Genomic DNA, 23,120 nt, shown 5'->3' with positions numbered 1-23,120 from the left:
AAATTGCCGTTAGGGCAAGGGGGAACCGGTCATGGACAGAGTGAAGACGAAGCCGACAAATGGCAAGCCTGCAGCGGGAAATCAGGTGAACTCCGCTGCCTCCGTGATGAAGGAGCATGCGGCTGCGGGAATGGATGCGGAGACGGACATGGTGCTGCTGGACCATGTGTCGTTTGCCTACGACGGTCAGCATGAGGATATCAGGGACGTGTCCCTTGCCATCGGCAGGGGCGAGTGGGTGACGTTGGTTGGCGCGAACGGCTGCGGGAAATCGACGCTCATCCGGCTGATGAACGGGCTGCTCCGCGCCTGCGGCGGCTGCATTGCGATCGGCGGCATCCGGCTGGAAGCAGGAACGCTCGGAGTCATCCGGCAAAAGGTGGGAATGGTATTTCAGAACCCCGACAATCAGTTCATTGGCGCGACGGTAGAGGAGGACATGGCATTCGGCTTGGAGGGATTATGCCTAAGCGCAGAAGAGATCGGAAGCAGAATCAGCCGTTATGCCGTGCGTCTTGGCATCGGCGGACTTCTTCCCCGTCATCCGCAGGAGCTGTCCGGAGGTCAAAAGCAGCGCGCGGCACTGGCTGCCATCCTGGCCATGGAACCGGAGCTGATCATACTTGACGAAGCTTCCTCCATGCTCGATGAGAAGGCGAGAAGCGACATGCTGGAGCTGCTGCGGGAGATGCACCGCGAGGAGCGGTATACGCTACTGTCCATCACGCATGACGCGGAGGAAATCGCGGCTTCGCAGCGGGTGCTGGTGATGGAAGGCGGCCGATTGGCCGCGGATGTGGCGCCGCAGGAGCTGTTCCGAAGCGCCGATCTGCTCCGGCGGTGCCGGATGGAATTGCCGTTTCGGCTTCAGCTCGCTCAGGAGCTTGAGAAACGGGGCGTGCCGCCTGTGCCGGATAAAGATTCGGCCGGCGCTGCGGCGGACCCGGTCACGGAGGTGATGCGGAAATGGGCATTCAATTGGAGCATGTGAGCTATACGTACGATGCGCGGAGTCCGCTCCGCCAGACGGCGCTTCACAATGTGGATCTTGATCTGGCCGAAGGCGCCTTGACCGGCATCGCCGGTTCATCCGGATCGGGCAAATCGACGCTGCTTCAGCTGCTGAACGGCATCCTGCTCCCGACGGAGGGGAGCGTGAAGGTGCTGGACGTGAGGCTAAGCGCCGGGGAAAAGCCGCCCAAGCTGGCGCCGCTGCGCAAACGGGTGGGACTCGTCTTTCAGTTCCCGGAGCAGCAGCTGTTTGCCAGGACGCTCGAGGAGGACCTGGTCTTCGGCCCTCTGAACTTCGGAGCGACGCCTGAGGAAGCTGCCGCGTCCGCGCGAAAAGCGCTTGAAGCGATGGGGCTTGAGGAGTCACTGCTCAGCCGACATCCGCTGCAACTGAGCGGAGGACAGCGGCGCAAAGCGGCGATCGCCTCGGTGCTGGCGATGGATCCGGACATCCTCGTGCTGGATGAGCCGGGGGCGACGCTGGATCAGGTCAGCCGGACGGAGCTGATTCTGCTGCTGCACCGGCTGTGCAGGGAGGAAGGCAAGACGGTCATTATCGTCACGCACCGGATCGATGAGCTGCTGCCCTATGCGGACCGCTGGGTCATCGTGCATGAGGGCTGCGCCGTCTTCGAAGGGACGGCGCGCGGACTGGTGGATGCGGCCGCGAAGCTGCCGGATTACGGCTTGTCGGTGCCGCTTCCCATCCGCTGCTGGCGCGAGCTTGAAGCGGCTTACGGGCTTCAGGCCGAGGAGCCCTGCCTCAGCGCCGCCTCCCTGGCGGAGCGGATCGCGCAGCTCGTGCAGGCGGATGCCGGGAAGGAGCTCAGCCTATGCGCGAAAAGCTGCTGATCGGCCGGCTGATCGATACCGGATCCCGTATTCACCGCCTGGACCCGAGAGCCAAGCTGACGGCCATGCTGCTCTATGCCGCCGCGGTTGTTGCAGCAAGGTCCTGGCCTGCACTGCTGAGCCTGGCTGTCTTCTCGATCGTTATCATGGTTCTGACCCGCATTCCGCTCGGGACGTATCTGAAGGCGGCAAAGCCGCTGCGCGTTCTGATGCTGTTCATCCTCATTGTGCAGTGCCTGGCCGTCAAAGGCGGCAGCGTGCTGCTTGCCGTGGGCTCCTGGCATCTGGATTCGGCCGGGCTGGAGGCCGGCGTACATGCGGTCCTGCGCATGGCGCTGCTCGTGTCCTTCACGGCGCTGCTGACGTTTACGACGTCGCCCGGCCAGCTGAACCAAGGTCTTGAAGGGATGCTTCGGCCGTTCGTGCGGCTCGGAATCTCCCCGGAGCGCCTGTCCCTGATGACCGGTATTGCCCTGCGGTTCATTCCGGCCATTCTGGATGAGGCGCAGACTATCATGAAGGCCCAGGCCTCCAGGGGAGCGGACCTGAAAGAGCTGCCGTGGAAGGAGAAGGCGCGGATGCTTACGGCGCTGCTGGTGCCGGTTACCGTCTCGGGATTCCGGCGGGCGGAGGATTTGACCGCCTCGATGGAATCAAGGGGCTACCGGCTCGGCGCACCCCGAACGCAGTACCGCCCTTTGCGCTGGAGCTATAAGGATACATGCTTTGTCGTCGTGTTCGTGTTGATCTGCCTGGAAGTGGTATGGGTTGGATTTTAATAAAAAGAGATGGTGGAGGGGATCGCTGTGTCACGCTGGTTTGGACAAAAAGAGATTGAGCTGCTGGCGCCCGTGGGTACGTTCGAAATTTTCAAGGAAGTGATTCAGGCGCCGTGCGATGCGGTGTATTTGGGAGGGCCGGCCTTTAACATGCGCCTGATGCGCAAAGGCTACAACTTTACGCTGGAGGAAATCACGGAGGCTGTGAGCATCGCGCATTCGATTGGGAAAAGGGTCTATGTGACCGTGAACAATCTGCTGAGTGAAGCGGAGATCGAGGGGGCGAGGGAGTACTTGCAATTTCTGGAACAGGCCGGCGTGGACGCATTGATCGTCCAGGATTTTGCCGTGCTGGCTTTGGTGAAGGAGATGGAGCTGAAGATTCCGCTTCATGCCTCGGTCATGATGAACGTGCATAATCTGGAAATGGTCAATGCCCTGCAGGAGCTCGGCGTTACCCGCGTGGTGACCTCCAGGGAGATGGACCTGCAGACGGCACGGTATATTCAAGCGATAAGCGGGATGGAGCTCGAGTATTTCATCCATGGCGACATGTGCGTCGCGCACGGGGCGAACTGCCATTACAGCTCCTACGTGTTCGGAATGAGCAGCAGCCGGGGCAAGTGTATGAAGCCGTGCCGCTGGGATTACCGCGTGAAGAAGGACGGCAGCGTCTATCCTGCCGAGTATCCGCTGGCCGTCAAGGACATGTACATGTATGAGCATATTCCGGAGCTGATTGAATCGGGAATTTGCTCCTTCAAAATCGAAGGGCGGATGCGGGATGCCTCCTTTGTCCTGATGCTCGTGAACAGCTATGCGGATGCCATCGACCGTTATATCGACGACCCCGTCGGATTTGACCGGAGACAGAACGCCCAGTTTTTATATGAAAATAGAAAACGCGACTTCTCCACCGCTTATGCCTTCGGCAAACCGGGCCTCGCGAACATCAACCGGCGCTACGAAGGAACAGGCAAGTTCTACAGCACGGGCCGCGTGTTCAGTACCCCGACGCCGGAGAAGGAGATGAACGATCAGCGAATATCCGAAGTGCGAGGCTGTCTGTCAGGCGTGGCGGAGAAGGACTCAGCCCCTCTGCGGCAGCAAGCTGGTGCGCGGCTGTCCGTCAGGGTGAACAACATGGCGCAGGCTTGGATGGCGGTGGAGGAAGGCGTGGACGATGTATATCTCTCCGGCGATGTATTCCTTCCTGATCTGCCGTTCACGAAGGCGGATATCGAAGCGCTGTGCGCCGCAAAAGGCCGTTCCCGCATATACCTCGGATTGCCGCGGATGATGACCGAGCTGCATTTCGAGCAGTATGCGCAGCTGCTAGGCGACCAAAGACTGAATCTGGACGGACTGCTCGTGACGAATCTCGGGGCGGTGCATGCCTTTCGCAAGTTCGGCTACCCGATGATCGGGGATGTAAGCCTGAATATTTACAACCATCTGGCGGCCGATTTTTATGGTGATCAAGGGATGGACAGAGTAACCGTATCGCCGGAAATGACGGCCGGACACTTAAGCGAACTGCTGATGCACGCCCGCGTGCCGCTGGAGATGACCGTGCATGGTTCCCCGACCGTCATGTACATGGAGCATGACCTTTACGAGAATACGGAGCTGATGGAGGCGGTCGGAGAGGAAGATAACCGCTACGTGCGTAACGATATTCTGGTGCTGATGACCGATAAAGGCGAGAATCCGGTATACCGGGACCAGCATGGGCGCAATCATCTGCTGCTCAGCAAGGAACTGAACCTTCTCCCGCTGGTGCCTGAGCTGATCGGAGCAGGCGTATGCTGCTTCCGGATTGAGGGAGCGCCTTATTCCGTGCATGAACTGCGAATGGTGATTCAGGCTTATCGTCAGGCCTTGGTTCGTGGAACGGAGGCAGACGGAGCGGGTGCTATGGAACTCCGTCCGGTGTTTGCCGGCTATACGCTCGGGTCGCTGCAGTTCAATTGACAGGAACCGATCAAGCATGGAGGGGGAGACAACGATGTCGGAAATTTTAAAATCACTGGATGCGCCAAGCGTGGAGGAGCTTCGCCGGCAGTACTTTTATCCGTGCACGCAGCATTTTTACAAACGGCCGCCACTGATCGTGCGCGGCGTGATGCAGTATTTGTTCGATGCCGCTGGCCGGCGGTATACCGACTTTTTTGCAGGCGTCTCGGTCGTGGCATGCGGCCACTGCAATCCCGTGATCGCCGAGGCAACCGCAGAGCAGCTGAAGCGGCTGCAGCATACATCGACGATTTATTTGACGGAGCCGAATGCCCTGCTTGCGGAGCGCCTTGCTGAACTGCTGCCGGGGGATTTGGGGCGGACGTTCTTCGTGAACAGCGGCTCGGAGGCCAATGAAGGCGCGCTGCTGCTGGCGCGGAGGCATACCGGACGCAAGCATTTCATGGCGCTTGAGCAAGGCCTTCACGGACGCAGTCACCTGACGATGGAAGTGACGGGGCTTGCGATGTGGCGGTCCGATCCGTTCCTGGAAGGCAGCACCGCATTTATTCCGCGGCCGTTCGAGCCGGGGTATGCGCCTGAAGAGGCTGAGCGGCGCTCTCTGGAGGCGCTGGACCGGGTGCTGGCTGAACGGGGGCATGAAATCGCGGCGATGATCGTCGAACCGATCCAGGGCAACGGGGGAATGAACATTCCGCCCGCAGGATATTTCCGCAAGGTCCGGGAGCGTCTCGACCGCTGCGGCATCCTGCTGATCGCGGACGAAATCCAGACCGGCTTCGGTCGGACGGGGCGGATGTTCGCCATGGAGCATTTCGGCGTCGTCCCGGACATCATGACGATGGCCAAGGCACTGGGCAACGGGGTTCCCGTAGCGGCATTCTCTGCGACGGATGCCATCGCCGCTTCGATGAACCAGCCGTCGGCTTCAACCTTCGGAGGCAATCCGGTGTCAGCCGTGACTGCGCTTGCCGTCCTCGACTACATCCGCGATGCAGGTCTCGTCAGCCGCTCCAAGCTGCTGGGCGAGACGCTAAAGTCCGGCCTGATCCGGCTGAAGGAACGTCATGAGCCCATGATATGCGATGTCCGCGGCCGCGGATTGATGGTGGGCGCCGAATTATCCGGCGGTTCGCCGGAAGAAAGCGCGCAGCTGGTGGACCGGGTGCTGGAGGAAATGAAGGACCGCGGTTTTATCATCGGCAAAAACGGCGTTCACCGCAATGTGCTTGCTTTCCAGCCGCCTCTGGTCGTGACGGGCGAGGATATTCGCCTGATGCTGGATGCACTCGATCAGGTGCTCACATCCATTCACGACGGGACGAAGCCCCTGGAGCAGCATTCCGTCACGGAAGAGGGGAAGTGAGGAAACATGCAGGCTGCAGGCGTTCAGAAGGTACTGCATAAGACACGGCAGTTCAGCGAGCTGGTCATGTTCTCGCATACGCTTTTCTCGCTGCCGTTTGCCGTCATTTCGATGGTATGGGCCGCAGGCGGCTGGCCATCATGGCATGTCATGCTGTGGGGGCTTATCGCCCTCGTTGGCGCGAGGAACGGGGCGAACGCCTTTAACCGGCTCGCCGACAGGCGTTTCGATGCCGCCAATCCCCGCACGGCCCACCGGCATTTGCCCCGGCAGCTGCTCGGGACGCGGGAGGTGGGCGTCTTCGTCTTGGTGAACTACGCGATCTTCATCTTCGCCGCCTCGATGCTGAATCCGCTGTGCATGGTGCTGTCGCCAGTAGCGATCCTGCTGATCACATCCTATTCCTATGCAAAGCGCTTTACCTGGCTGAGCCATCTGTATCTCGGCTTCGTGATTGCCTCCGCGCCGATCGGGGCGTGGTTTGCCGTTACCGGCGCTTTCGCGTTCACGCCGTTCGTGCTCGGGACAGTCGTGATGCTGTGGATCGCCGGCTTTGACGTCATCTACGGCACGCAGGATATCGAGTTCGACCGTTCCCACGGCCTCTGGTCCATGCCCAGCTTTTTCGGGCTGACCCAAGCGCTGCGGATGTCCAAAGCGATGCATCTCATTATGATGCTGCTGCTCCTGTCGCTTTATTTTACGCAGCAGCTGGGCTGGATTTATCTGATGGGGCTTGGCATCGCCGCCTTGCTATTGATGACGGAGCACGGGATTATCCGCCCGGGAAATGCGCGCCTGATGAAGCTGGCTTCGTATAATCTGAACCAGGTCATCAGCATGGTCATTCTGTTCTGCACTCTCCTGGATTTCTTTCTTATTTGATGGTTCGCTCGATTACACAAAGGTGGAAACATTTGTTAAACTGTAGGCGGGGAAACCATTAGCGAACGGGAGGTGGGAGAATGAGTCTCGGGAAGGCCGCGGCCTGGATGCTGGAAGCGGTGCGGAGCATCGTATTCCTGATGCTTGGTTTGATGGCTCTGGGCGCTATGCAGCGTTCGTTATTTCAAAGCGGGCAGCTGAGGCTGTTCGAAATGCTGCTCGTTTTGACGGCGGATCTTGCCATCTTGTATGTCGTACACCGTAAATTTCTGGCGCAGCGCAGATTCTACCGGGCTTCGCAAAAGCCCGCGCTGACTGGGAGCAAAACCCTGATTTTGCTCGGTTATGCCGGAGCCGCATTGTGGATTGCGGCGCTATAATAAAAAGCCCTCTACAATAGAGGGCTTTTTATGATGCCTGTTTGCAAATAGAGACCAGGGATGCAAGCTACTTATGCCGATTTTCCACCGAAATACCGGTGAAGCACCTCCAGCTGTCCGTAGGCCGGATGACCGCGCAGCGGCTCCACCGCCTGCATGGCGCTCTGCAAATATTGCCTGCGCATCTGCTCGGATCTTTCGAGCGCGTCCCCGCTGCGGATGCGCTCCAGTACATATGCCACCGCCTCCGCCGGGGAGTCCGGCTGAATGGCGCGAATCCGGGGCGCGAGATCACGATCCTCGAGCGCATACAGAACGGGGAGAGTCACCTGCCCCCGGATGAGATCGCTGCCGGCCGGCTTGCCGAGCGCTTCCGCCGTCGCGGTGAAATCCAGGATATCGTCCTCGATCTGAAAAGCCATGCCGAGCGCTTCGCCGAAACGGTAGAGACGCTCGGCCGTTTCGGGCCGCGCATCCGCGGACAGCGCACCCGTGCGCAGGCAGGTGGCCATGAGCTGTGCGGTTTTGCAGCGCGTCTTTTCGAGATACTGCTCCATGGTCAGATCATAATCATACGCATGCCGCAGCTGCTCATATTCCCCGAGACAGAGCTGGGCTGTAGCCAAGGAGGAAAGGTCGTGGACGAAACGGTCATGGTCATCCGTATATCCGGAGAGCAGCTCCAAGACCCTTGCCGACATGTAGTTCCCGATATGGATTGCCGCGGACACGCCGGTCTGCGTATGCAGGGAGGGGGCGCCCCGCCGCAGGTCCGAGCGGTCGATGATATCGTCATGGATCAGGGAGGCAGCATGGATGAACTCCGCGGCCGCCGCAAGCTGATACTGGCGGCGGCCGGTCGGTGCGCAGCCAAAGCGGCTGCCGGCAATGACCAGCACGGGCCGCAGCCGCTTGCCGCCGGAGCGGATCAGCTGAAGGACGCTGCGCGCCAGCACCGAGGTGCGGGGGACGTCCTTGTCGTATTTGACGATATGCTCGATTTCGCGGTTGATGCGATGGATATCGATCTGAAGGGTTTCAGGCAGGGAAGGCTTCATGTCTCATTCCTCCAAGTCCTCATCTTAGTCTTTACGTATTCGTACGGACGATCATCCTGCAGTTAGATGGCGCGTTCCTTGCGGGCCGCCGCTTGTTCGGCCCGCAAATATCCCTCCAGGCTGGCTAGGAGCGGCTCGCCGCCAGCTTCGCCCAAGGCTAGGCGGACATAATGCCGCTTGAGAAGCGGAGCGAGGTAACGCACCAGGTCCAGCTCTTCGAATTGGACGGCCAACTGGACGTAAAGGCTCTGAAAGTAGTCTCCGTCCAGTATTCGCCCAGTGAGCCGCTCATCGGCGAAAGTAAGGCCGTCATGCCGCTTGCGTGCCAGCTCCAATAGAATCATCAAAGCCAACAGCTTGGCGCCTCGGGAACGGGGAACCGCATATCGTTCCAGCAAGGAAGCAGCCGCCCGGAGTTCTAATGGATCCGCGTCCAGCACGGCCATAGCTTCAGGTGCGCAGGCATGGTTAAGCAGCTGCAGGGCTTTTTCGGTAAGTTCGGTCATTTCAAGCACCCCCTGATAAAATCGTTTAAAACGAAGATGGAGCAACGTGCGCGCTGCTGCACATTACTCCATCCCTGTGAGATCCGTATGTCGGCGTCAATCGGTATACAGATACCAGCGCCGGACTAACGGAATTCGTTTCCAGTGTTTTTTCAACCAAGGAAGGACGTAGTAGTCCAGTCCGAATATGCTGCCCGATCCTCCGATTAATGCGACGCCAGCCGTAAGGTACCAGAGCATCTCGTAAGGCGCCATCCCGGAGCACCAGATCATGAGGCCCATGGCAATGGTGGCGACCGAAGAGAGAGCGGTGAACAATCCGATGATCAGCAGGATGCCGAAGGTGATTTCGGCGAGGACCATGCCCGTCTGGAACACCTTGGCAAGCACCGTATAATCTCCGTTCGATTGATAAAAGAAGATATCCATGAAGCCGTTCATGATGCTTGTAATGAACTGCGGTACCGGAAGGGCTTCGACGGCATCCTTGGCGGTCGTCACGGCCGATGCGGCTGCTTGAGCGTCAACCGTCTTGGCTACCGCGTCCACGGCCTGACTGGCGGCCGAGGTGGCATCTGCGGCATTCGGAGATGGTGGAATCAGGAAGATGCGTGATGGATTGTCAATGATTTTCCACAGCTTCTCGAGTCCCTCCGACAGCCACATATAACCGACATAGAGCCGCAGCGGCAGCAGCCAGAAATTCGGCGAGCGCTTGGAAAAATGTCCTCCGACGAAGCTGCGGCGGTTATGCACATGAAAGAACTCATGCATCATGTACGACCACACTTTATTGAAGCCTGCGACCGTGAACAGGTAGAACATGTTGATAAAATGCTTGGCGAACAGGGCCATGAAGCCGCTCAGCATGAACATGCGGTTCGGCAGGCCGACGTTGGCTACGCCGTAATGGCTGCCAATGCAGACCATTGTGCCGTGAAAGCCCGGCTTATATGACTTTTTCGCCTGATTCGTGACATCTGCATGGATGTTATGGGCAATGATTGGCGCTGCTTGCTCGGCGTTCTCCACCATTTGTGGTACCGGCCGCTCTTCGCCTTCCGGAATGTAAAATATGTTATCGCCCACCACGTACACATTGTCGTGATCCACGCTTTGCAGCTTGTCGTTCGTGACGATCCGTTTGCGGCCCTGCTGCTGCACGTCAAGCGAGCCCACCAGCTCGGATCCTTCCACACCGGCAGTCCAGACAATGGTATGTGCCGGAATCCGCTGATCGCCCATGATGACGGCCTGGGAATCGACGCGTGTGATTTTGGCGTTCGTAATGACCTCGACGCGCATCTTCGCAAGCCGCTTCTCCGACTTTGCGATCAGCTTATCGGGCAGGATCGGCAGGATTTTCGGAGCCATATCGGCGACGACCAGACGGACCTCCTGCGGATCAATGAAAAATTCCTTGCACAGCTCGTCGCGGAATTCGGCCATTTCTCCGACCAGCTCCACGCCGGTAAAGCCGGCGCCTACCACGACAAAGGAGAGCTTGTTTTTGCGCACCGCCGGATCGGTTTCCTTGGCGGCTTCTCCGAACATGTTGCGGATCTGCTCTTTCAGCCGGACCGCATCCTCGTAAGACCAGAGCGTGAAGCTGTTCTCCGCTGCGCCGGGAATGCCGAAGAAGGTAGGCTTACAGCCTGTGCCGATGACCAGATAATCGTAATTGTATTTGCCTTTGCGGGATTCCAGCGTTTGGGCCGTGAAATCGATATGGCGGATTTCGTCCATAACGACCTGAACCTTTTGCCCCTCGAATATTTTCTTCAGCTCGATTTTGACCGCATCCTCGGGCGTGCGGTTGGCCGCCACCTCGTGAAGCTCTGTCAGCAATGTATGATAGGGATTGCGGTCAATCAGCGTAATCTCGACATTGCCGTCTTTCTTGAATTTTTTCGCCAGCTTCTTGGCCGTGAGGACACCGCCGTAACCGCCGCCCAGCAAAACGATTCTTTTCATGGAATGCTCACCTCGTTTGACTTATGTTCTGACCCCGGCTTCGCTTTGCAGCATCGAGCGCTTGCCCGGCCTGGATTACTTCGCTCCATCGAGCGCTTTTTGGGCCAGAGTCACGTAGTCCTTGATGTGAATGCTGACGCCGGAGATGGCATCGGTCGTTCCGTCATCTTTGAGCGTAATCGCTGCCGGATCCTGTTTCTCGATCAGATAATCCTGTGCTTTAATCGCCTCTTCATGCCATTCGGCTTGGGCTCCGCCGGCTTTCATGCCGTATTTGCCTTCCTTGGAAACAGTCTGCTTGTCTTCGCCCTTGGCGTTGACGCCGCTGAAGTAGGCGTAAATGATTTTGCCATTCGCTACCGTGATATCGACCGTAGGCTTCCAGCCGCTTTCCTTGTCGAACGCGTCGCCTTCCACATGATAGGAGCCGTCTTTATAAGAACCGGGTGCTGCAGGTCCTGCGGACAGGGCTTGCTCGGATAATGTGGTGAAATCTTTCACATGAATGGATACGCCGGAAACGGCATCGGTTTTGCCTTCAGCAGTGACCGTAATCGCTGCGGGATCCTGCTTTTCAATCAGGTACTGCTCGGCCTTTTCGGCTTGCTCATACCATTCCGATGACCCGCCGCCGGCTTTCATGCCGTATTTGCCTGCTTTGTCGAGCGTTTTCTTGTCGGGTCCGCCTTTGGCGCTGACATAGTTCCAGTCGGCCTTGGTGATTTTGCCGCTTTCGACGGAGAGGACGACGTAAGGCTGCCAGCCGCTCTTTTCATCCATGGTGCCTTCGGCAAAATACGTGCCGTCCTTGTAGCTGCCGCCGTCAGCAGGGGGAGTTGCTGCTTCTTTGGTGTCCGTTGCAGCCGGTGCAGGGTCGGTGGTTTCGGTTGCGGCTTCCTTGTCGCCGCCGCAGCCGGCGAGCAGGCCCGCCATCAGGGCGCCGGATAATAGAATAGACCATCTTTTGTTCATGTCTAATGACCTCCAATGTTCATTTGATAATATCTATGAAAAAATGTTAAAACCATAATCAATGTGCGCTTATGCGCATTCTATAGGCAATCTCCGATGGAATGAAATCGTGGTACATGACCTGAAGCACACTGGCGAAGCGCCTATCCATTCTTTTGTTCAATTTATATTATTAATCATGTTGATATTCCAAATTCTCTTGTCGATGGCATTGTAGCATAGGTATACAACGCAATTATGTGAAAGTAATCACAAGCGTGAGCGAGTTTAAAATTAATCTCCTATCCGTCCATTGTATGCGAAAAGAGCGCTGCTGTGTGAACGAAAAAAGCCTGAGCCGGATCATTTCTGGCAGATCCGATTCAGGCTACAGATGAGCACTGTTTATTGTGTAAAAGACTAATTGGCTGCCGAACGAAGGAAGCCGGGAAGGCGGATCAAGGCGATCGTCAGCCCGGCCAGACCGAAGGCCAGCAGGATGAGCGCCGAGCTCCAAATATCGCCGATATGCGCGCCGTGGACAATAATATCGAGCAGGGAATGCTGCGCCCAGAACTGCGGAAGGAAATGTCCGATCGTCTGTACGCTTTGGGGCAGGAGGTAGGACGGTACCCACAGGCCACCGAGCATCGCTCCGCCCATCGAAATGATTTGCGTAACGACCATCGCGGCGCCCTCGCCGGGAACGAGAAAGGAGAGGCCGAGTCCAATGCCTGTGCCGGCAATGCTGAGACTGAGCACGACGGCGGACAAGGCGGCGATATCCCCGAGCTTCAGGTCGTAAACAAAATGTCCGAAGGCGAAGAGGATCGCGCACTGGCATATCACGGTCAGCACGAACGGGAACCACATGCCGATCAGGTAGTGCAGAGGCTTGATGCGCGTGGTACGAATACGGGACAAGAGGCCGGTTTTCTTTTCCTCAAAGAAACGGCGGGCCATCGTGATCATAATGAAGAACACGAACATGACGGTCATGCCCGGCACGACCTGGTCAATCATGTTCAAGTGGTCGGAAGTTGTAGATACATTCTCAATATGGATGGGGGAAGCAAGAGCCGCATCCGCCTGCGCCTTGGAATTGCCCTGACCCATCAGCAGGTCCGTTAGCTTCTGCTCGCGGTAGTTTGCCGATATGCTGCCGAGGATGGCCTGGATCGGCGCGGTTTCCGTCTGGGCGGCCGGATCCTGGTACAGCTTGATATCCGCGGCCTTGCCTTCCTTCATGGACTGCTCGAAGCCGCTCGGAATAACCAGCATGGCGGAAAACTGCCCCTGTTTGATTTTATCAAGCTGCTCGTTCAAGTTGTCGCCGGGAAGCTGCTTCACGTCCATAATGCCCTTCATCTGTTCGATCAGCGCCTTCGAAGCCGGAGACTGATCCTGATCCACCGTTCGCAGCGTGATGGAGGCGCCGTCACCCTGATTGAAAATGGAACCGAACATGACAATAAATATGATAGGCATGAAGAGCAGGAAGAGGAAGCTGCGCCGGTCCTTGCTGATGAGCCGAAGCTCTTTGATAATCATCGCTTTCATGGTCTGAACCTCCTTTTAATTTCACGGTTATGTTGTTCTTCTAATCACGCAGCGCCGTTCCGGTTACCTTCAGGAACACGCTTTCGAGCGAAGGGCGGACGACCTCGAGCTGCTTAACGTCCCAGCGGTGCTGCGCGGCCAGGTGAAGCAGACGCTGCATGACGGCCGCAGAGCTGGCGGTTTCCAGCAACCAGCCGGAGCCTTCCTTGCGATAGGAGTTGACATCGGGGTCTCGGGGCAGCTCCGCAAGCCCGGGCACCTCAAGGTAAATCGCATTGCTGCCGTACCGTTCCAGCACCTCTCCGAGCGGCCCCATCGCCTTGATCGAACCCTGATCCATAATGGCGACTTCATCGCAAAGCGCTTCAACTTCCTCCATATAGTGGGTGGAATAAATGATCGTCACGCCTTCGCGGTTCAGCTCCCGGATCATTTCAAAGATATGATTGCGCGACTGCGGATCAATCCCGACGGTCGGCTCATCCAGAATGAGCAGCTTGGGGCGGTGGAGCAGGGCAGCGGCGATGTTGATTCTCCGCTTCATGCCGCCGGAGAAGGTGCTGACGATATCCTTGGAGCGCTCCAGCAGCCCGGTTCTTGCCAGCACCTGGTCAATCCGCTGCTTGAGCTCTTTACCGCTGACGCCGTACGCTTCGCCGAAAAACAGAAGGTTGTCGTACGCGCTCAGCTTCTCGTACAGGGTAATCTCCTGCGGCACGTAGCCGATAAACCGGGATACGGCATCCGGCTCCCGGGTCAGGTCCTTCCCGAACAGCCGGGCGGAGCCGCCGTCCGCCTTTACGATGCCGGTCAATATCTTCATGGTCGTCGATTTTCCCGCACCGTTGGGACCAAGAAAGCCGAAGGAGGTGCCGGGGCGAAGTGAGAAGGTCACGTTCTCCAGCGCCTGTTTTTTGGCATAGGCCTTTTTAAGTCCGTTCACTTCTAGCATATATTCGTTGTTATCTGAATTTAAATCAGGGAGGGGCTCGGCCCCGATCATGACTTGAACCATTCGATATTCCTCCTAAAGTTCCAATTTATTCTCAAGCAGATACGCTGTAAATGTAAGCACGGCATAGGTCAAAATCCAGCTGATTCCCATGGCAATGGGCAGCTCCCATGGGTAAGGAAACCATTCGACTTTCATTTGCTCCGTTCCCTGCTGAATCATATTCTCCGATATAAAGGAGTCCGGAAGCTGAAATATCAAGCCTAATCCGCCCATAAACACAATCCACAGCACCGGAGAAATCGGGCGGAGCGAGCTGCTCTGAACGACAGAAATCAGGATGCCGAGCGCGATGATGAGCGGGCTGAACCCTGCGACCAGCGCGAGCCAATCGATGCCCGCAATCATGAAGGAGCCGACATCTGAGAGTGAGTAGGATGGAAGCACCAGCGACAGAAGAAGAACATACGCAGAGACGACGGCAAAGGTGATGACAATGCCGATCAAAAGCTTCAGCCAGATGCCCAGCCACTTGGCTGTGATCAGCTTGGCACGCGGATAAGGCATGGTCAGCCACCAGCCGTAGGTGTCATTTTCCCATTCCCGTTTCACGGAGCCGTAGCCCCAGAAGAAGACCATATACGGAAAACCCAGCGTCACGTACCAGATGGAGTTGATCTCCAGTTGGTCATGGATGGCAAAATAAGTCATGAAGCCGATGACGGCAGTGAGAATGACAAGACAATAGGTGAGCCACCATTTCCGAGACATGCGCGCGCGGTTTTGCTTGCGCCAGCTCCCTTTGCCTTTGAGTTCATGCCGGACCAGATTCCTGAAAACAGCAGAGTCCATCACTTGTTCCACTCCTTCATGTACATTGTGCGGAAAACGTCGCGCAGCGAGCCGTATTCCGACCTTAAATCCTCGGTGCTACCGGTCCAGATCGCGCGGCCTTCCTTCATCATGACCGTGTAGTCGAACAAGCCTTCGACCTCTTGAATGTCATGAGTGCTGATCAGGACCGACTGCTCGCTTTCCTCCAAATAATCGATGAGGCTGGCGACGATCGCCTCTCTTGAAATGACGTCGATGCCGGTAAAAGGCTCGTCGAGCACGATCATCCGCACATCCCGCGCAAGGCAGAGAATCAGCATGATCCGGGCCTCCTGTCCGCGGCTCATGCCGCCGACTTTGGCGTCGAGGTCAATGTCCATGTAGTCCGCCAGCTGGATTGCTCTTTCCATGGAAAAGCCGGGCAGGAAGCTATTTCCCCATTCCAGCGCCGCCCGCGCGGTGTGGTTCGGGTACCATCGGGCACGGTCGGGGAGGTAGGCGATGTCCTGGTTGATCTGCCAGCCCGGCGCTTTGCCCAGCACTTCGATGCGTCCGGCATCCGGTCTGACCAAGCCGGTCAGCATCCGGAAGAACGTTGACTTTCCGCAGCCGTTCGGACCCAGAATGCCTGTGATCCTGCCCGAGGGAATGGCAATCTCGAACTGGTCCAGCGCTTTCTTCTTGCCGTAATGCTTCGTAATTTGATGGCACTCAACGATATTTGGGGTCATAAATCGCTTCCTCCTTGCTCCGCGTTCCTTTTCTGGCGAATGTAAGTTTCGATATCATCCCATGCAAGACCGAGGCTTTCCATCTGTTCCATGAAGCTGTCGATATACCGGGCCGCGAGCGCCGTCCGGAACGAAGCCACATGCTCGGGGGAGGAGGTGACGTATGTTCCCTGTCCCCGGCGCTTCTCCGTTAGTCCGTCCCGCTCCAGCTCCTGATAGGCACGCATGACCGTGTTCGGATTGATCCGCAGCTCCTGCGCAAGTTCTCTAACCGATGGCATTTTATCTCCCAAAGCGATCTCTCCTTTTGCAATGGCGCTTCTGGCTTGATCAAGTATCTGCTCGTATAAAGGTTGACTGAAGTCAATGTGAAAATGCAGCGAGCCAACCTGCTGTTCTTCCATAGACGCTCCTCCTACCGTACCGGAAGTACGATTAGTGATTTAAGTGTATTATATCACCTAATACACTTAATACAATAGGCTGTTTCAAAAATTTCTGGCCGACTCCGTGAAAAACGAAAAAGCCCGCCGCTCCTTAAAGGAGACGGGCAGGCTTGGCGGTTATTTCGGCTCCATGCCTTGCGCGGGTGTTATCAAAACGCAGGCAGGGAGCGGTTTTTCCGTTTGACATAGATGAATATGCAGGCGGCAACGACGCACTCGGAGAGCGGGATCGACAGCCAGACCCCGTTGGTACCGATCAGACGGGGGAGCGTCAACAGGAACAGGACCATCAGAATGATTTCCCGGGAGAGGGTGATCCAGACGGCAACTTTGACTTGTTCCGATGCCTGGAAATACGTCATCATGACGAAGTTGATGCCCATGAACATATATGCGGCAAAGAACAGCCGGATGCCGCTGATAGCCAGCGTGCGGACCTCTTGCGAGAAATCGCCGAACAAGGATACGATGCTGCCTGCGAACAAAAGTCCGAACAGGAAGACCACTATACCCGAAAAGAATGCCGTCAAGGCGGCGATCCGGATCGTCTTCACTTCGCGCATGCGAAGCTTCGCTCCGCGGTAATAGCTGATCAGCGGCTGAATGGCCGAGCCCATCCCGAGGAACAGCATCAGCATGACATTGTGGGCGTAGTTCAGGACCGAGAAAGCGGCTATGCCTGCGGTGCCGGCCCAGCGCACCATTGCGACATTGTACCCGATCGTGAATACCGATAAGCCGACCTCGGAAATAAAGCTGGGGAAGCCGATCGTCAACGTCCGGATTGCCAGCCTCCATGAGAAATACGGCCTCACGAAGGCCAGGGAGCGCTCCTTACGCAGAAAGTGGGCGAACAGAACGACCGCCCCGACGAGCGTGGCGGCGACGGTTGCCAGCGCCGAGCCTTTGACGGTCATATCGAATACGTATAAGAAAATATAGTTCAAAATGATATTCAGCACGGCGGATACGACCATCGAAATCATGGACAGGTTCGGGTTGCCGTCATTGCGGACGAACAGGCTGAATGCATTCTGGATCGTAATGATAAAGCCGTAAGTCAGCAGCACGGTCATGTACTCCAGCGCGTAGGGCAGCGTATCTTCGTTTGCGCCGAGCGCGTAGGCCAGAGGGACGCGAGCCAGGTAGGCTGTCACGGCCACCAGCAGGGTCAATACGAAAATGAGGATCAGCGAGTGGGTGAAAATTTGTTGGGCCTGCTTCATGTTTCGGGCGCCCTTGGCTTGCGAATACAGCGTTGCGCCGCCGATGCCAAGCCATAACGACATGGCGAAAAACACGGAGAATACAGGGGATGCGATATTGATGCCGGCAAGCGCAAGAGCGCCGAGCCGGTGGCCGACGAAAATGCCGTCCGCGACTACGTTGATCGACATCATCAGCATGCCGACCAAGGACGGTATTAAGTAGCGTACAAACACCTTTCCTACGGAGTCCGTCTCCATGGAAGGGAGCATTGCTTTTTCTTGACTCATGGTGTCCTCCATAGCCCCGAAAGGGGCGTTAAGCAGATGAAATATTCAGGTTATGAACGGTTTGTTTCGGCGATGCCGTACAAAAACACATGGATTGCCTTCCGGTAGAGGTTCAGCGCCTCGTCTAATTCAAGCTTGTTGGTGGAAAATTCGATGCCTGCCAGCATGCCCTCCAGAATAATGCTCAGGAGACGGGCATCATCCGGCTTGAATTCACCGCTTGCCATGCCCTCCGCCAGCAGTTCTTCGTAATTGCGGAGGTACATGTGCATCATTTCTTCAATCTTGTCCTGATTTGGGGAAGTAATGAGCTCGGTAGCATAAAATTCATTGGTAGCCCGGGTCAGCGGGTGATGGAAGCCATCCACGACGAAATGCTCCACCAGCGCGATGATTTGCTCCTTGACCGTATGATATCGGGCTTTTTTGGCCTGAAACTGCTCCGCCCACTCCAGGGTCCATTCCTCGAGGAGGTAGAGAAAAAGGCCCTCTTTATTTTTGAAATGGTAATAAATATTGCCCTTGCTGATCTGCGTGGCCGATACGATGTCTTCAATCGAAGTGGAGGCGTACCCCTTCTGGCCGAAAAGCGTTCGTGCGGCTTCGGCTACCTTTTGCTTCGTCTGCTGGCTGGAAAGCTGCTTTTTATTTAAAATGATGATCACCTCAAGTTTATACTGAACGTTCGTTCTAAAATAATCCTCCTTCATTATAATTCCTGATTGATTAAATTTCAATCCCCTGCGAGAAGGGGCCGCGGGCTTTTCCAGGATACAGGACTGGATGTTTATACCAGGGGATGCGGGATTCAGCCCTCACATGAACGGGTAATATTCATGTACCGGGCAGCGCAAACGCGCCGTGCCGATACCCATCAAACGTAAGGAGCTGATCATAATGGATAACAACGTATTCAAAGGAAAATGGAACCAGTTGAAAGGCGAAGCGAAGAAGCAGTGGGGCGAGCTTACGGATGATGATCTGGACAAGATCGACGGTGAAAAAGACAAGCTCGTAGGCAAGCTGCAGGAGCGTTACGGCCATACGAAGGATGCCGCCGAAAAGGAATATCATAATTGGTCCCGTTCTCATATGGACTAATATTTAGGTTAAGCATATAGGCGTTTAAGCCATCTCGAAGCCACCTGAGTTTTCAGGTGGCTTTTTTGACCTTTATTTGTATGAAAAGCCTCATTAACTGGCATCATCGTGATATGATAGGAGATAGTGTGCAATGCATAATGTTCAGGAGTGAGTACATGGAGTTCTCCAAAATTTTTCTTGGCAATACGGCTCTGCTCGTCACGGTTGCTTACCTGGCGAATTTGATATATAAATATGCGCTCAGCCGTACATCCTCCTCCGTCAAATACATAAGCTCGGTGCTGCTGATTATATTTTGCGGCTGGCTGAGCATGCTGTTCGGATATAACCTGAGCGAGAACGTCATTTTCGATCTTCGCATCATTCCTTTGATCATCGCGACGGTCGCCTATGCAGAGCCGCTGACGCTGGTGATTATCGGTGTCAGCATCGGACTGTCCAGGCTGTTGTTCGGTGTGAACGATGCCGCAATCGCGGGCTTCCTGAATCTATGCATTCTGGGGGGAGTGGCCGCGCTGCTTCACGTATGGATGAACCGGAAAAGCTTCGGGCTCATGACGCAGGGATGCATCACAATCATCGTCCTTAACGTGCTGAATACCCTGGATATCGCGTTTCTCGGCGTCATACCGGCGAAGGATTATTTTACGGACATCATGCCGGTTGCGCTGCCGCTCAGTATAGTGCTCAGCCTGATGTTCTCGCTGATTTTGCGGGATTTTCAGCTGGAGCGCAACCGGATCGTGCAGATCAAGCACAGCAACGTGCTCCTCTCAGCCCAGGCCGAGGAACTTCATAAGGCCAAAATCGTGCTTGAGGAGCGGGCGCGGGAGCTTGCGAGGTCCTCCCAGTATAAGACGGAATTTCTGGCGAATATGTCCCATGAGCTGCGGACGCCGCTCAACAGCATCATCAACTTCGCGCAGCTGATCAGCGAGGAGGATGATGAACGCACCAAGGAGGAAATGGCCGAGTACGGAAGCATCATTTTCAAGTCGGGACGAGAGCTTCTCACCATTATCAATGATATTCTCGATCTGTCCAAGGTGGAAGCCGGCCAGCTCGAAATCGTCAAAGAAGACATGAATATAAGCGAGATTCCCCATCTGCTCGCCGTGCATTTTGAGCATGAGGCCGAGCGGGGAAACATCGACTTCGTCACTAGATTGGATGAGCGTCTTCCCCAGACGCTGCATACCGACCCGAACCGGGTTCAGCAGATCCTGCTAAACCTGCTTTCGAACGCATTCAAGTTTACCCATGAGGGCACCGTGAAGCTGGATATCCGGCTGGAACTGCTCGGAAGCGCCGAAGCGAAAGAGGATTGGATCGTGTTTGACGTCATTGATACCGGGATCGGCATTCCGAAAGAGAAACAGGAATATATCTTTGAAGCCTTCAAACAGGCGGACGGTTCGATCAGCCGCCGGTACGGGGGGACAGGCCTCGGCCTTTCCATCAGCCGCGACTTGTCGAAGCTCCTTGGGGGATACATCGAGCTGGAAAGTGAAGAAGGAAAAGGCAGCCGCTTCTCGCTGCATCTGCCCCTGGTGCAGGAGGAAAATAATTAACGCCGGAGTGGTTGATCGTACAGGCGGTACCCGTTAAAATGGGACAAACGGGTTCATAAAGGCAGGGGGTGGAAGATCGGAATGCAGGCACTGGTGCTAGGTGCAACGGGCCTTGTCGGCGGAGAAGTGGTTCAGGAGCTTCTGCGCAGCGAAGCATACAGCGAGGTGCGGGTGCTATCGAGACGTCCGCTGGGTTTCCAGCATCCGAAGCTGCAGGAGACGATCGCTGACTTGGAAGAGCTGGAAGAGAACGCGAAGGTTTTTGCCGGTGTTCGGGACGTGTTTTGCTGTTTGGGTACAACGATTCGGAAGGCGGGATCTCAAGTGAAATTTCGCAAGGTGGATCTGGAATACCCCCTGCGTGCCGCAAAAATAGCCAGGCAGCAGGGAGTAAAGCAGTTTCTTGCCGTTACGGCTATGGGCGCGGATCCTTCTTCCCGCATATTTTATAACCGGGTTAAGGGGGAAGCTGAGCAGGTATTGTCCTCTGTGGGGCTTCCGGGCGTTCATTTGTTCCGTCCATCCCTGCTGCTCGGAAAGCGAAGCGACTTCCGGTTCGTGGAGAGGGCAGGCGCATTCTTCATGACGCGGCTGGATCCGATCATGCGCGGCAGCGCGTCCAAATACCGTGCATTGCCTGCCGCAACCCTTGCACGGGCCATGGTAAGCATCGCAATTACGGGTACCGCTGGCATTCATGTGTATCCGAACGACGTCATTCATGCGCTCGGCATGAGCGCGACAGAATCATACATACAGTGAACTTCCAACGGAATTCCGAATTTCGTCAGGAAATTCTAATCTGAAAGGGTGAAGAGAAAGATGAGTAAAAAAGTTATTTCCACCACATCTGCACCAGGAGCGATCGGACCTTACAGCCAGGCGGTCCAAATCGGAGACTTGGTGTTCACATCCGGGCAGCTTGGCCTGAATCCGGAAACCGGAGAATTCGGCAGCGGCGTGCAGGAGCAGGCGCGTCTTGCGCTGAGCAATGTCAAAGCCATCCTGGAAGCCGCAGGCAGCAGCCTGGAGCAGGTCGTGAAGACGACCGTGTTCCTGAAGGATATGAACGACTTTGCGGCCGTGAATGAAATTTACGCTTCGTATTTCTCCGAGCCGTACCCGGCGCGCAGCGCCGTAGAGGTCGCACGCCTGCCGAAGGACGGACTCGTGGAGATCGAAACGATCGCGTCGTTGAAATAAAGCACATACGGATTGACATAAGAAAGGACAGGCGTGCCAGCCTGTCCTTTCTTGCGTGTTATGAAGCTTAAAGCACCGCCAGGATCAGTGATCCGGCGGTGCTTTTTGTTGTGCATAAGCTGAGCGGCAGTTGCATGGGTAGATATTCAATGCATAAATGCCATGTAACGAACGGGCGATTGAGTGCTCCCAGATGAAGATGGAGGGAGTGGAGGGCGCGATGTTACTGATCGAGAATATTAACAGTGTAAATGATTGGAGTTCAGTAGGAGCAGGGTGGCCTGAGGCAAAGTGATCGAACGTGCTTGTTTCATCGTAAGAGATTTTTCATGTTGTTAAAAGTCACACTACGCACGCAGCAGCGGAGCGGACGAATCGATTCCGAAAAAGCGAAGCGGTCGCCTTTGTCCCTTCATTTCTTCCTTCGATTATAAATTCATGAAATGAAGGGGCAACAGCGATTGTAGGAACGATTCGTTTGCGGAGCGCCCCCAGAAAGCCATCAATGATTTTGCGGGCGTAATTCGATTCCCGGAGCGTCCGCTAAAGCTCATTATATTTCACTAAAGCCACGCCACTAAGCACCTTTAGTCCCGATCCCGATTCCGCGCAAAAAACAAATAAATCGCATAAATGAACAATATCGCAGCCAGGATAAACGCCGCCACAAACACGTTCTCCGCTACATCCCTCTGCTTGACGCCGATCGCGACATAAGCCCACACGAAGACCAGTGGATAAATGCTGTCCCGGTAAGGAAAGCTCACCAGAATCGCGAGCACTGCGCCAACAAGCAGCATGATGACCGCCCAGGTCGGATCGCTCAGACCAAAGCCGTCCCAATCGTTCTTCTCGAGTGCAACGCCGACATTGACGATTGTGGCGACGCTGATCCAGCCAAGATAGAGGCTGAACGGCAGCTTTACGAACCACATCTCGCCCGGCGTCGGATAATGGATCCGGCGCGTGCGCACATAAATCATGATCAGCGACAGCAACAGCAGCACCATCGCAACCACCGACAGTTCAATGTATAGATACTGCCAGAGCAGCAGCCAGGTGACGTTGAACAGGCAGCTCAGCACGAACCACGGGCCGATGCGCTGCACCGATTCGCGGGATTCCGTCGTTCTCCGGAACTGGTAAATGATGAACCCGAGCAGCAGCAGATAAATCAGCGACCAGATCGAGAACGCATAGCCTGCCGGCGTAATCAGCGTCGGGTATTTGTCCGATATTTCCCCGGTTTTCATTCCGTTTAATACGTTGGTATTCGCAAGCGCGTTTACGATGATGACAGCGATGAAACCCAGCAGGTTCCACCATTTGTACGGATTGCTCTTCAGCAAAATCATCAGCCTCCCAAACGGATCTTCTCAGTCTTTCATGAACAGCTTCATGAACAGCTTATCCTTAAAGATATACCCAGAAACCTGGCGGTAGAACAAAAGCTCTTCCGATTCATTTTCCCGGAATGCAGGTAA

General features: G+C 55.9%; 23 protein-coding genes. 11 read left to right on the top strand and 12 right to left on the bottom strand.

All coding sequences use genetic code 11. The features are described 5' to 3' along the window. Window positions 1-31: 31 nt before the first annotated feature. The 7 genes from ACTHPM_RS18915 to ACTHPM_RS18885 all read left to right on the top strand — a co-directional run bounded on the left by ACTHPM_RS18915 (window position 32) and on the right by ACTHPM_RS18885 (window position 7,250). Entirely contained in the window at window positions 32-991 is a 960-nt protein-coding gene (locus ACTHPM_RS18915; protein WP_440397227.1) for an ATP-binding cassette domain-containing protein, read from the top strand. After that, window positions 967-1,863, top strand: a complete 897-nt coding sequence (locus ACTHPM_RS18910) for an ATP-binding cassette domain-containing protein (RefSeq protein WP_440397228.1) — start codon at window positions 967-969, stop codon at window positions 1,861-1,863. Before ACTHPM_RS18915 ends, ACTHPM_RS18910 begins: the two co-directional genes overlap by 25 nt. Further along, a complete protein-coding gene (locus tag ACTHPM_RS18905; protein WP_440397229.1) occupies window positions 1,845-2,642 on the top strand; it encodes an energy-coupling factor transporter transmembrane component T family protein in 798 nt (265 codons plus the stop codon). The genes ACTHPM_RS18910 and ACTHPM_RS18905 overlap by 19 nt, the downstream gene beginning before the upstream one ends. 27 nt (window positions 2,643-2,669) lie before the next feature. Beyond that, complete coding sequence (locus ACTHPM_RS18900; RefSeq protein WP_440397230.1) at window positions 2,670-4,616, top strand: peptidase U32 family protein; 1,947 nt, start codon at window positions 2,670-2,672, stop codon at window positions 4,614-4,616. Window positions 4,617-4,650: 34 nt separating this feature from the next. Next, window positions 4,651-5,985 (top strand): aspartate aminotransferase family protein, encoded by a 1,335-nt coding sequence (locus ACTHPM_RS18895; protein ID WP_440397231.1) that lies wholly within the window; start codon window positions 4,651-4,653, stop codon window positions 5,983-5,985. A gap of 6 nt (window positions 5,986-5,991) precedes the next feature. Beyond that, window positions 5,992-6,870 (top strand): UbiA-like polyprenyltransferase, encoded by an 879-nt coding sequence (locus ACTHPM_RS18890; protein ID WP_440397232.1) that lies wholly within the window; start codon window positions 5,992-5,994, stop codon window positions 6,868-6,870. An 80-nt stretch (window positions 6,871-6,950) separates the two neighbouring features. Further along, entirely contained in the window at window positions 6,951-7,250 is a 300-nt protein-coding gene (locus ACTHPM_RS18885) for a hypothetical protein (protein ID WP_440397233.1), read from the top strand. Between the two features lie 71 nt (window positions 7,251-7,321). Here the strand turns inward: ACTHPM_RS18885 and ACTHPM_RS18880 are convergent, their stop codons facing one another. The 11 genes from ACTHPM_RS18880 to ACTHPM_RS18830 all read right to left on the bottom strand — a co-directional run bounded on the left by ACTHPM_RS18880 (window position 7,322) and on the right by ACTHPM_RS18830 (window position 18,468). After that, on the bottom strand, window positions 7,322-8,308 hold the full coding sequence (locus ACTHPM_RS18880; protein WP_440397234.1) for a polyprenyl synthetase family protein: 987 nt from the start codon (window positions 8,306-8,308) through the stop codon (window positions 7,322-7,324). 62 nt (window positions 8,309-8,370) lie between these two features. Continuing rightward, window positions 8,371-8,814 (bottom strand): hypothetical protein, encoded by a 444-nt coding sequence (locus ACTHPM_RS18875; protein WP_440397235.1) that lies wholly within the window; start codon window positions 8,812-8,814, stop codon window positions 8,371-8,373. 96 nt (window positions 8,815-8,910) lie between these two features. Continuing rightward, on the bottom strand, window positions 8,911-10,788 hold the full coding sequence (locus tag ACTHPM_RS18870) for an FAD-dependent oxidoreductase (protein WP_440397236.1): 1,878 nt from the start codon (window positions 10,786-10,788) through the stop codon (window positions 8,911-8,913). Between the two features lie 75 nt (window positions 10,789-10,863). Further along, complete coding sequence (locus ACTHPM_RS18865; RefSeq protein ID WP_440397237.1) at window positions 10,864-11,760, bottom strand: FMN-binding protein; 897 nt, start codon at window positions 11,758-11,760, stop codon at window positions 10,864-10,866. Window positions 11,761-12,159: 399 nt separating this feature from the next. Then, entirely contained in the window at window positions 12,160-13,299 is a 1,140-nt protein-coding gene (locus ACTHPM_RS18860) for an ABC transporter permease (RefSeq protein WP_440397238.1), read from the bottom strand. Between the two features lie 40 nt (window positions 13,300-13,339). Beyond that, a complete protein-coding gene (locus ACTHPM_RS18855) occupies window positions 13,340-14,314 on the bottom strand; it encodes an ABC transporter ATP-binding protein (protein ID WP_440397239.1) in 975 nt (324 codons plus the stop codon). Between the two features lie 12 nt (window positions 14,315-14,326). Further along, complete coding sequence (locus tag ACTHPM_RS18850) at window positions 14,327-15,103, bottom strand: ABC transporter permease subunit (RefSeq protein WP_440397240.1); 777 nt, start codon at window positions 15,101-15,103, stop codon at window positions 14,327-14,329. Then, window positions 15,103-15,816, bottom strand: a complete 714-nt coding sequence (locus ACTHPM_RS18845; protein WP_440397241.1) for an ABC transporter ATP-binding protein — start codon at window positions 15,814-15,816, stop codon at window positions 15,103-15,105. The genes ACTHPM_RS18850 and ACTHPM_RS18845 overlap by 1 nt, the downstream gene beginning before the upstream one ends. Then, window positions 15,813-16,220 (bottom strand): GntR family transcriptional regulator, encoded by a 408-nt coding sequence (locus ACTHPM_RS18840; RefSeq protein ID WP_440397242.1) that lies wholly within the window; start codon window positions 16,218-16,220, stop codon window positions 15,813-15,815. The genes ACTHPM_RS18845 and ACTHPM_RS18840 overlap by 4 nt, the downstream gene beginning before the upstream one ends. Before the next feature lie 191 nt (window positions 16,221-16,411). After that, the gene (locus tag ACTHPM_RS18835; RefSeq protein WP_440397243.1) at window positions 16,412-17,758 is read right to left on the bottom strand and encodes an MATE family efflux transporter; all 1,347 of its coding nucleotides are present in this window, start codon (window positions 17,756-17,758) and stop codon (window positions 16,412-16,414) included. Between the two features lie 50 nt (window positions 17,759-17,808). After that, window positions 17,809-18,468: a TetR/AcrR family transcriptional regulator gene (locus ACTHPM_RS18830; protein ID WP_440421631.1), complete on the bottom strand. Its 660-nt coding sequence runs from the start codon at window positions 18,466-18,468 to the stop codon at window positions 17,809-17,811. Window positions 18,469-18,655: 187 nt separating this feature from the next. Here ACTHPM_RS18830 and ACTHPM_RS18825 point away from each other — a divergent pair, with 187 nt between their 5' ends. The 4 genes from ACTHPM_RS18825 (at window position 18,656) to ACTHPM_RS18810 (ending at window position 21,636) form a co-directional block, all read left to right on the top strand. Then, window positions 18,656-18,859, top strand: a complete 204-nt coding sequence (locus ACTHPM_RS18825; protein ID WP_440397245.1) for a CsbD family protein — start codon at window positions 18,656-18,658, stop codon at window positions 18,857-18,859. A 158-nt stretch (window positions 18,860-19,017) separates the two neighbouring features. Further along, a complete protein-coding gene (locus ACTHPM_RS18820) occupies window positions 19,018-20,433 on the top strand; it encodes an ATP-binding protein (protein WP_440397246.1) in 1,416 nt (471 codons plus the stop codon). Between the two features lie 75 nt (window positions 20,434-20,508). Continuing rightward, window positions 20,509-21,195 carry an oxidoreductase gene (locus ACTHPM_RS18815; protein ID WP_440397300.1) on the top strand — a complete coding sequence of 229 codons (687 nt, stop codon included), beginning with the start codon at window positions 20,509-20,511 and terminating at the stop codon, window positions 21,193-21,195. A gap of 60 nt (window positions 21,196-21,255) precedes the next feature. Further along, on the top strand, window positions 21,256-21,636 hold the full coding sequence (locus tag ACTHPM_RS18810; RefSeq protein WP_440397247.1) for a RidA family protein: 381 nt from the start codon (window positions 21,256-21,258) through the stop codon (window positions 21,634-21,636). Between the two features lie 587 nt (window positions 21,637-22,223). Here the strand turns inward: ACTHPM_RS18810 and ACTHPM_RS18805 are convergent. Continuing rightward, a complete protein-coding gene (locus tag ACTHPM_RS18805) occupies window positions 22,224-22,985 on the bottom strand; it encodes a tryptophan-rich sensory protein (RefSeq protein ID WP_440397248.1) in 762 nt (253 codons plus the stop codon). Between the last annotated feature and the right edge of the window lie 135 nt (window positions 22,986-23,120).

The organism is Paenibacillus sp. SAFN-054 (assembly GCF_051966755.1).
Classification (GTDB): domain Bacteria; phylum Bacillota; class Bacilli; order Paenibacillales; family Paenibacillaceae; genus Paenibacillus_AQ.
Note: the sequence above shows the minus strand (reverse complement) of the source record. Positions and strands in the feature narration are given on the sequence as shown.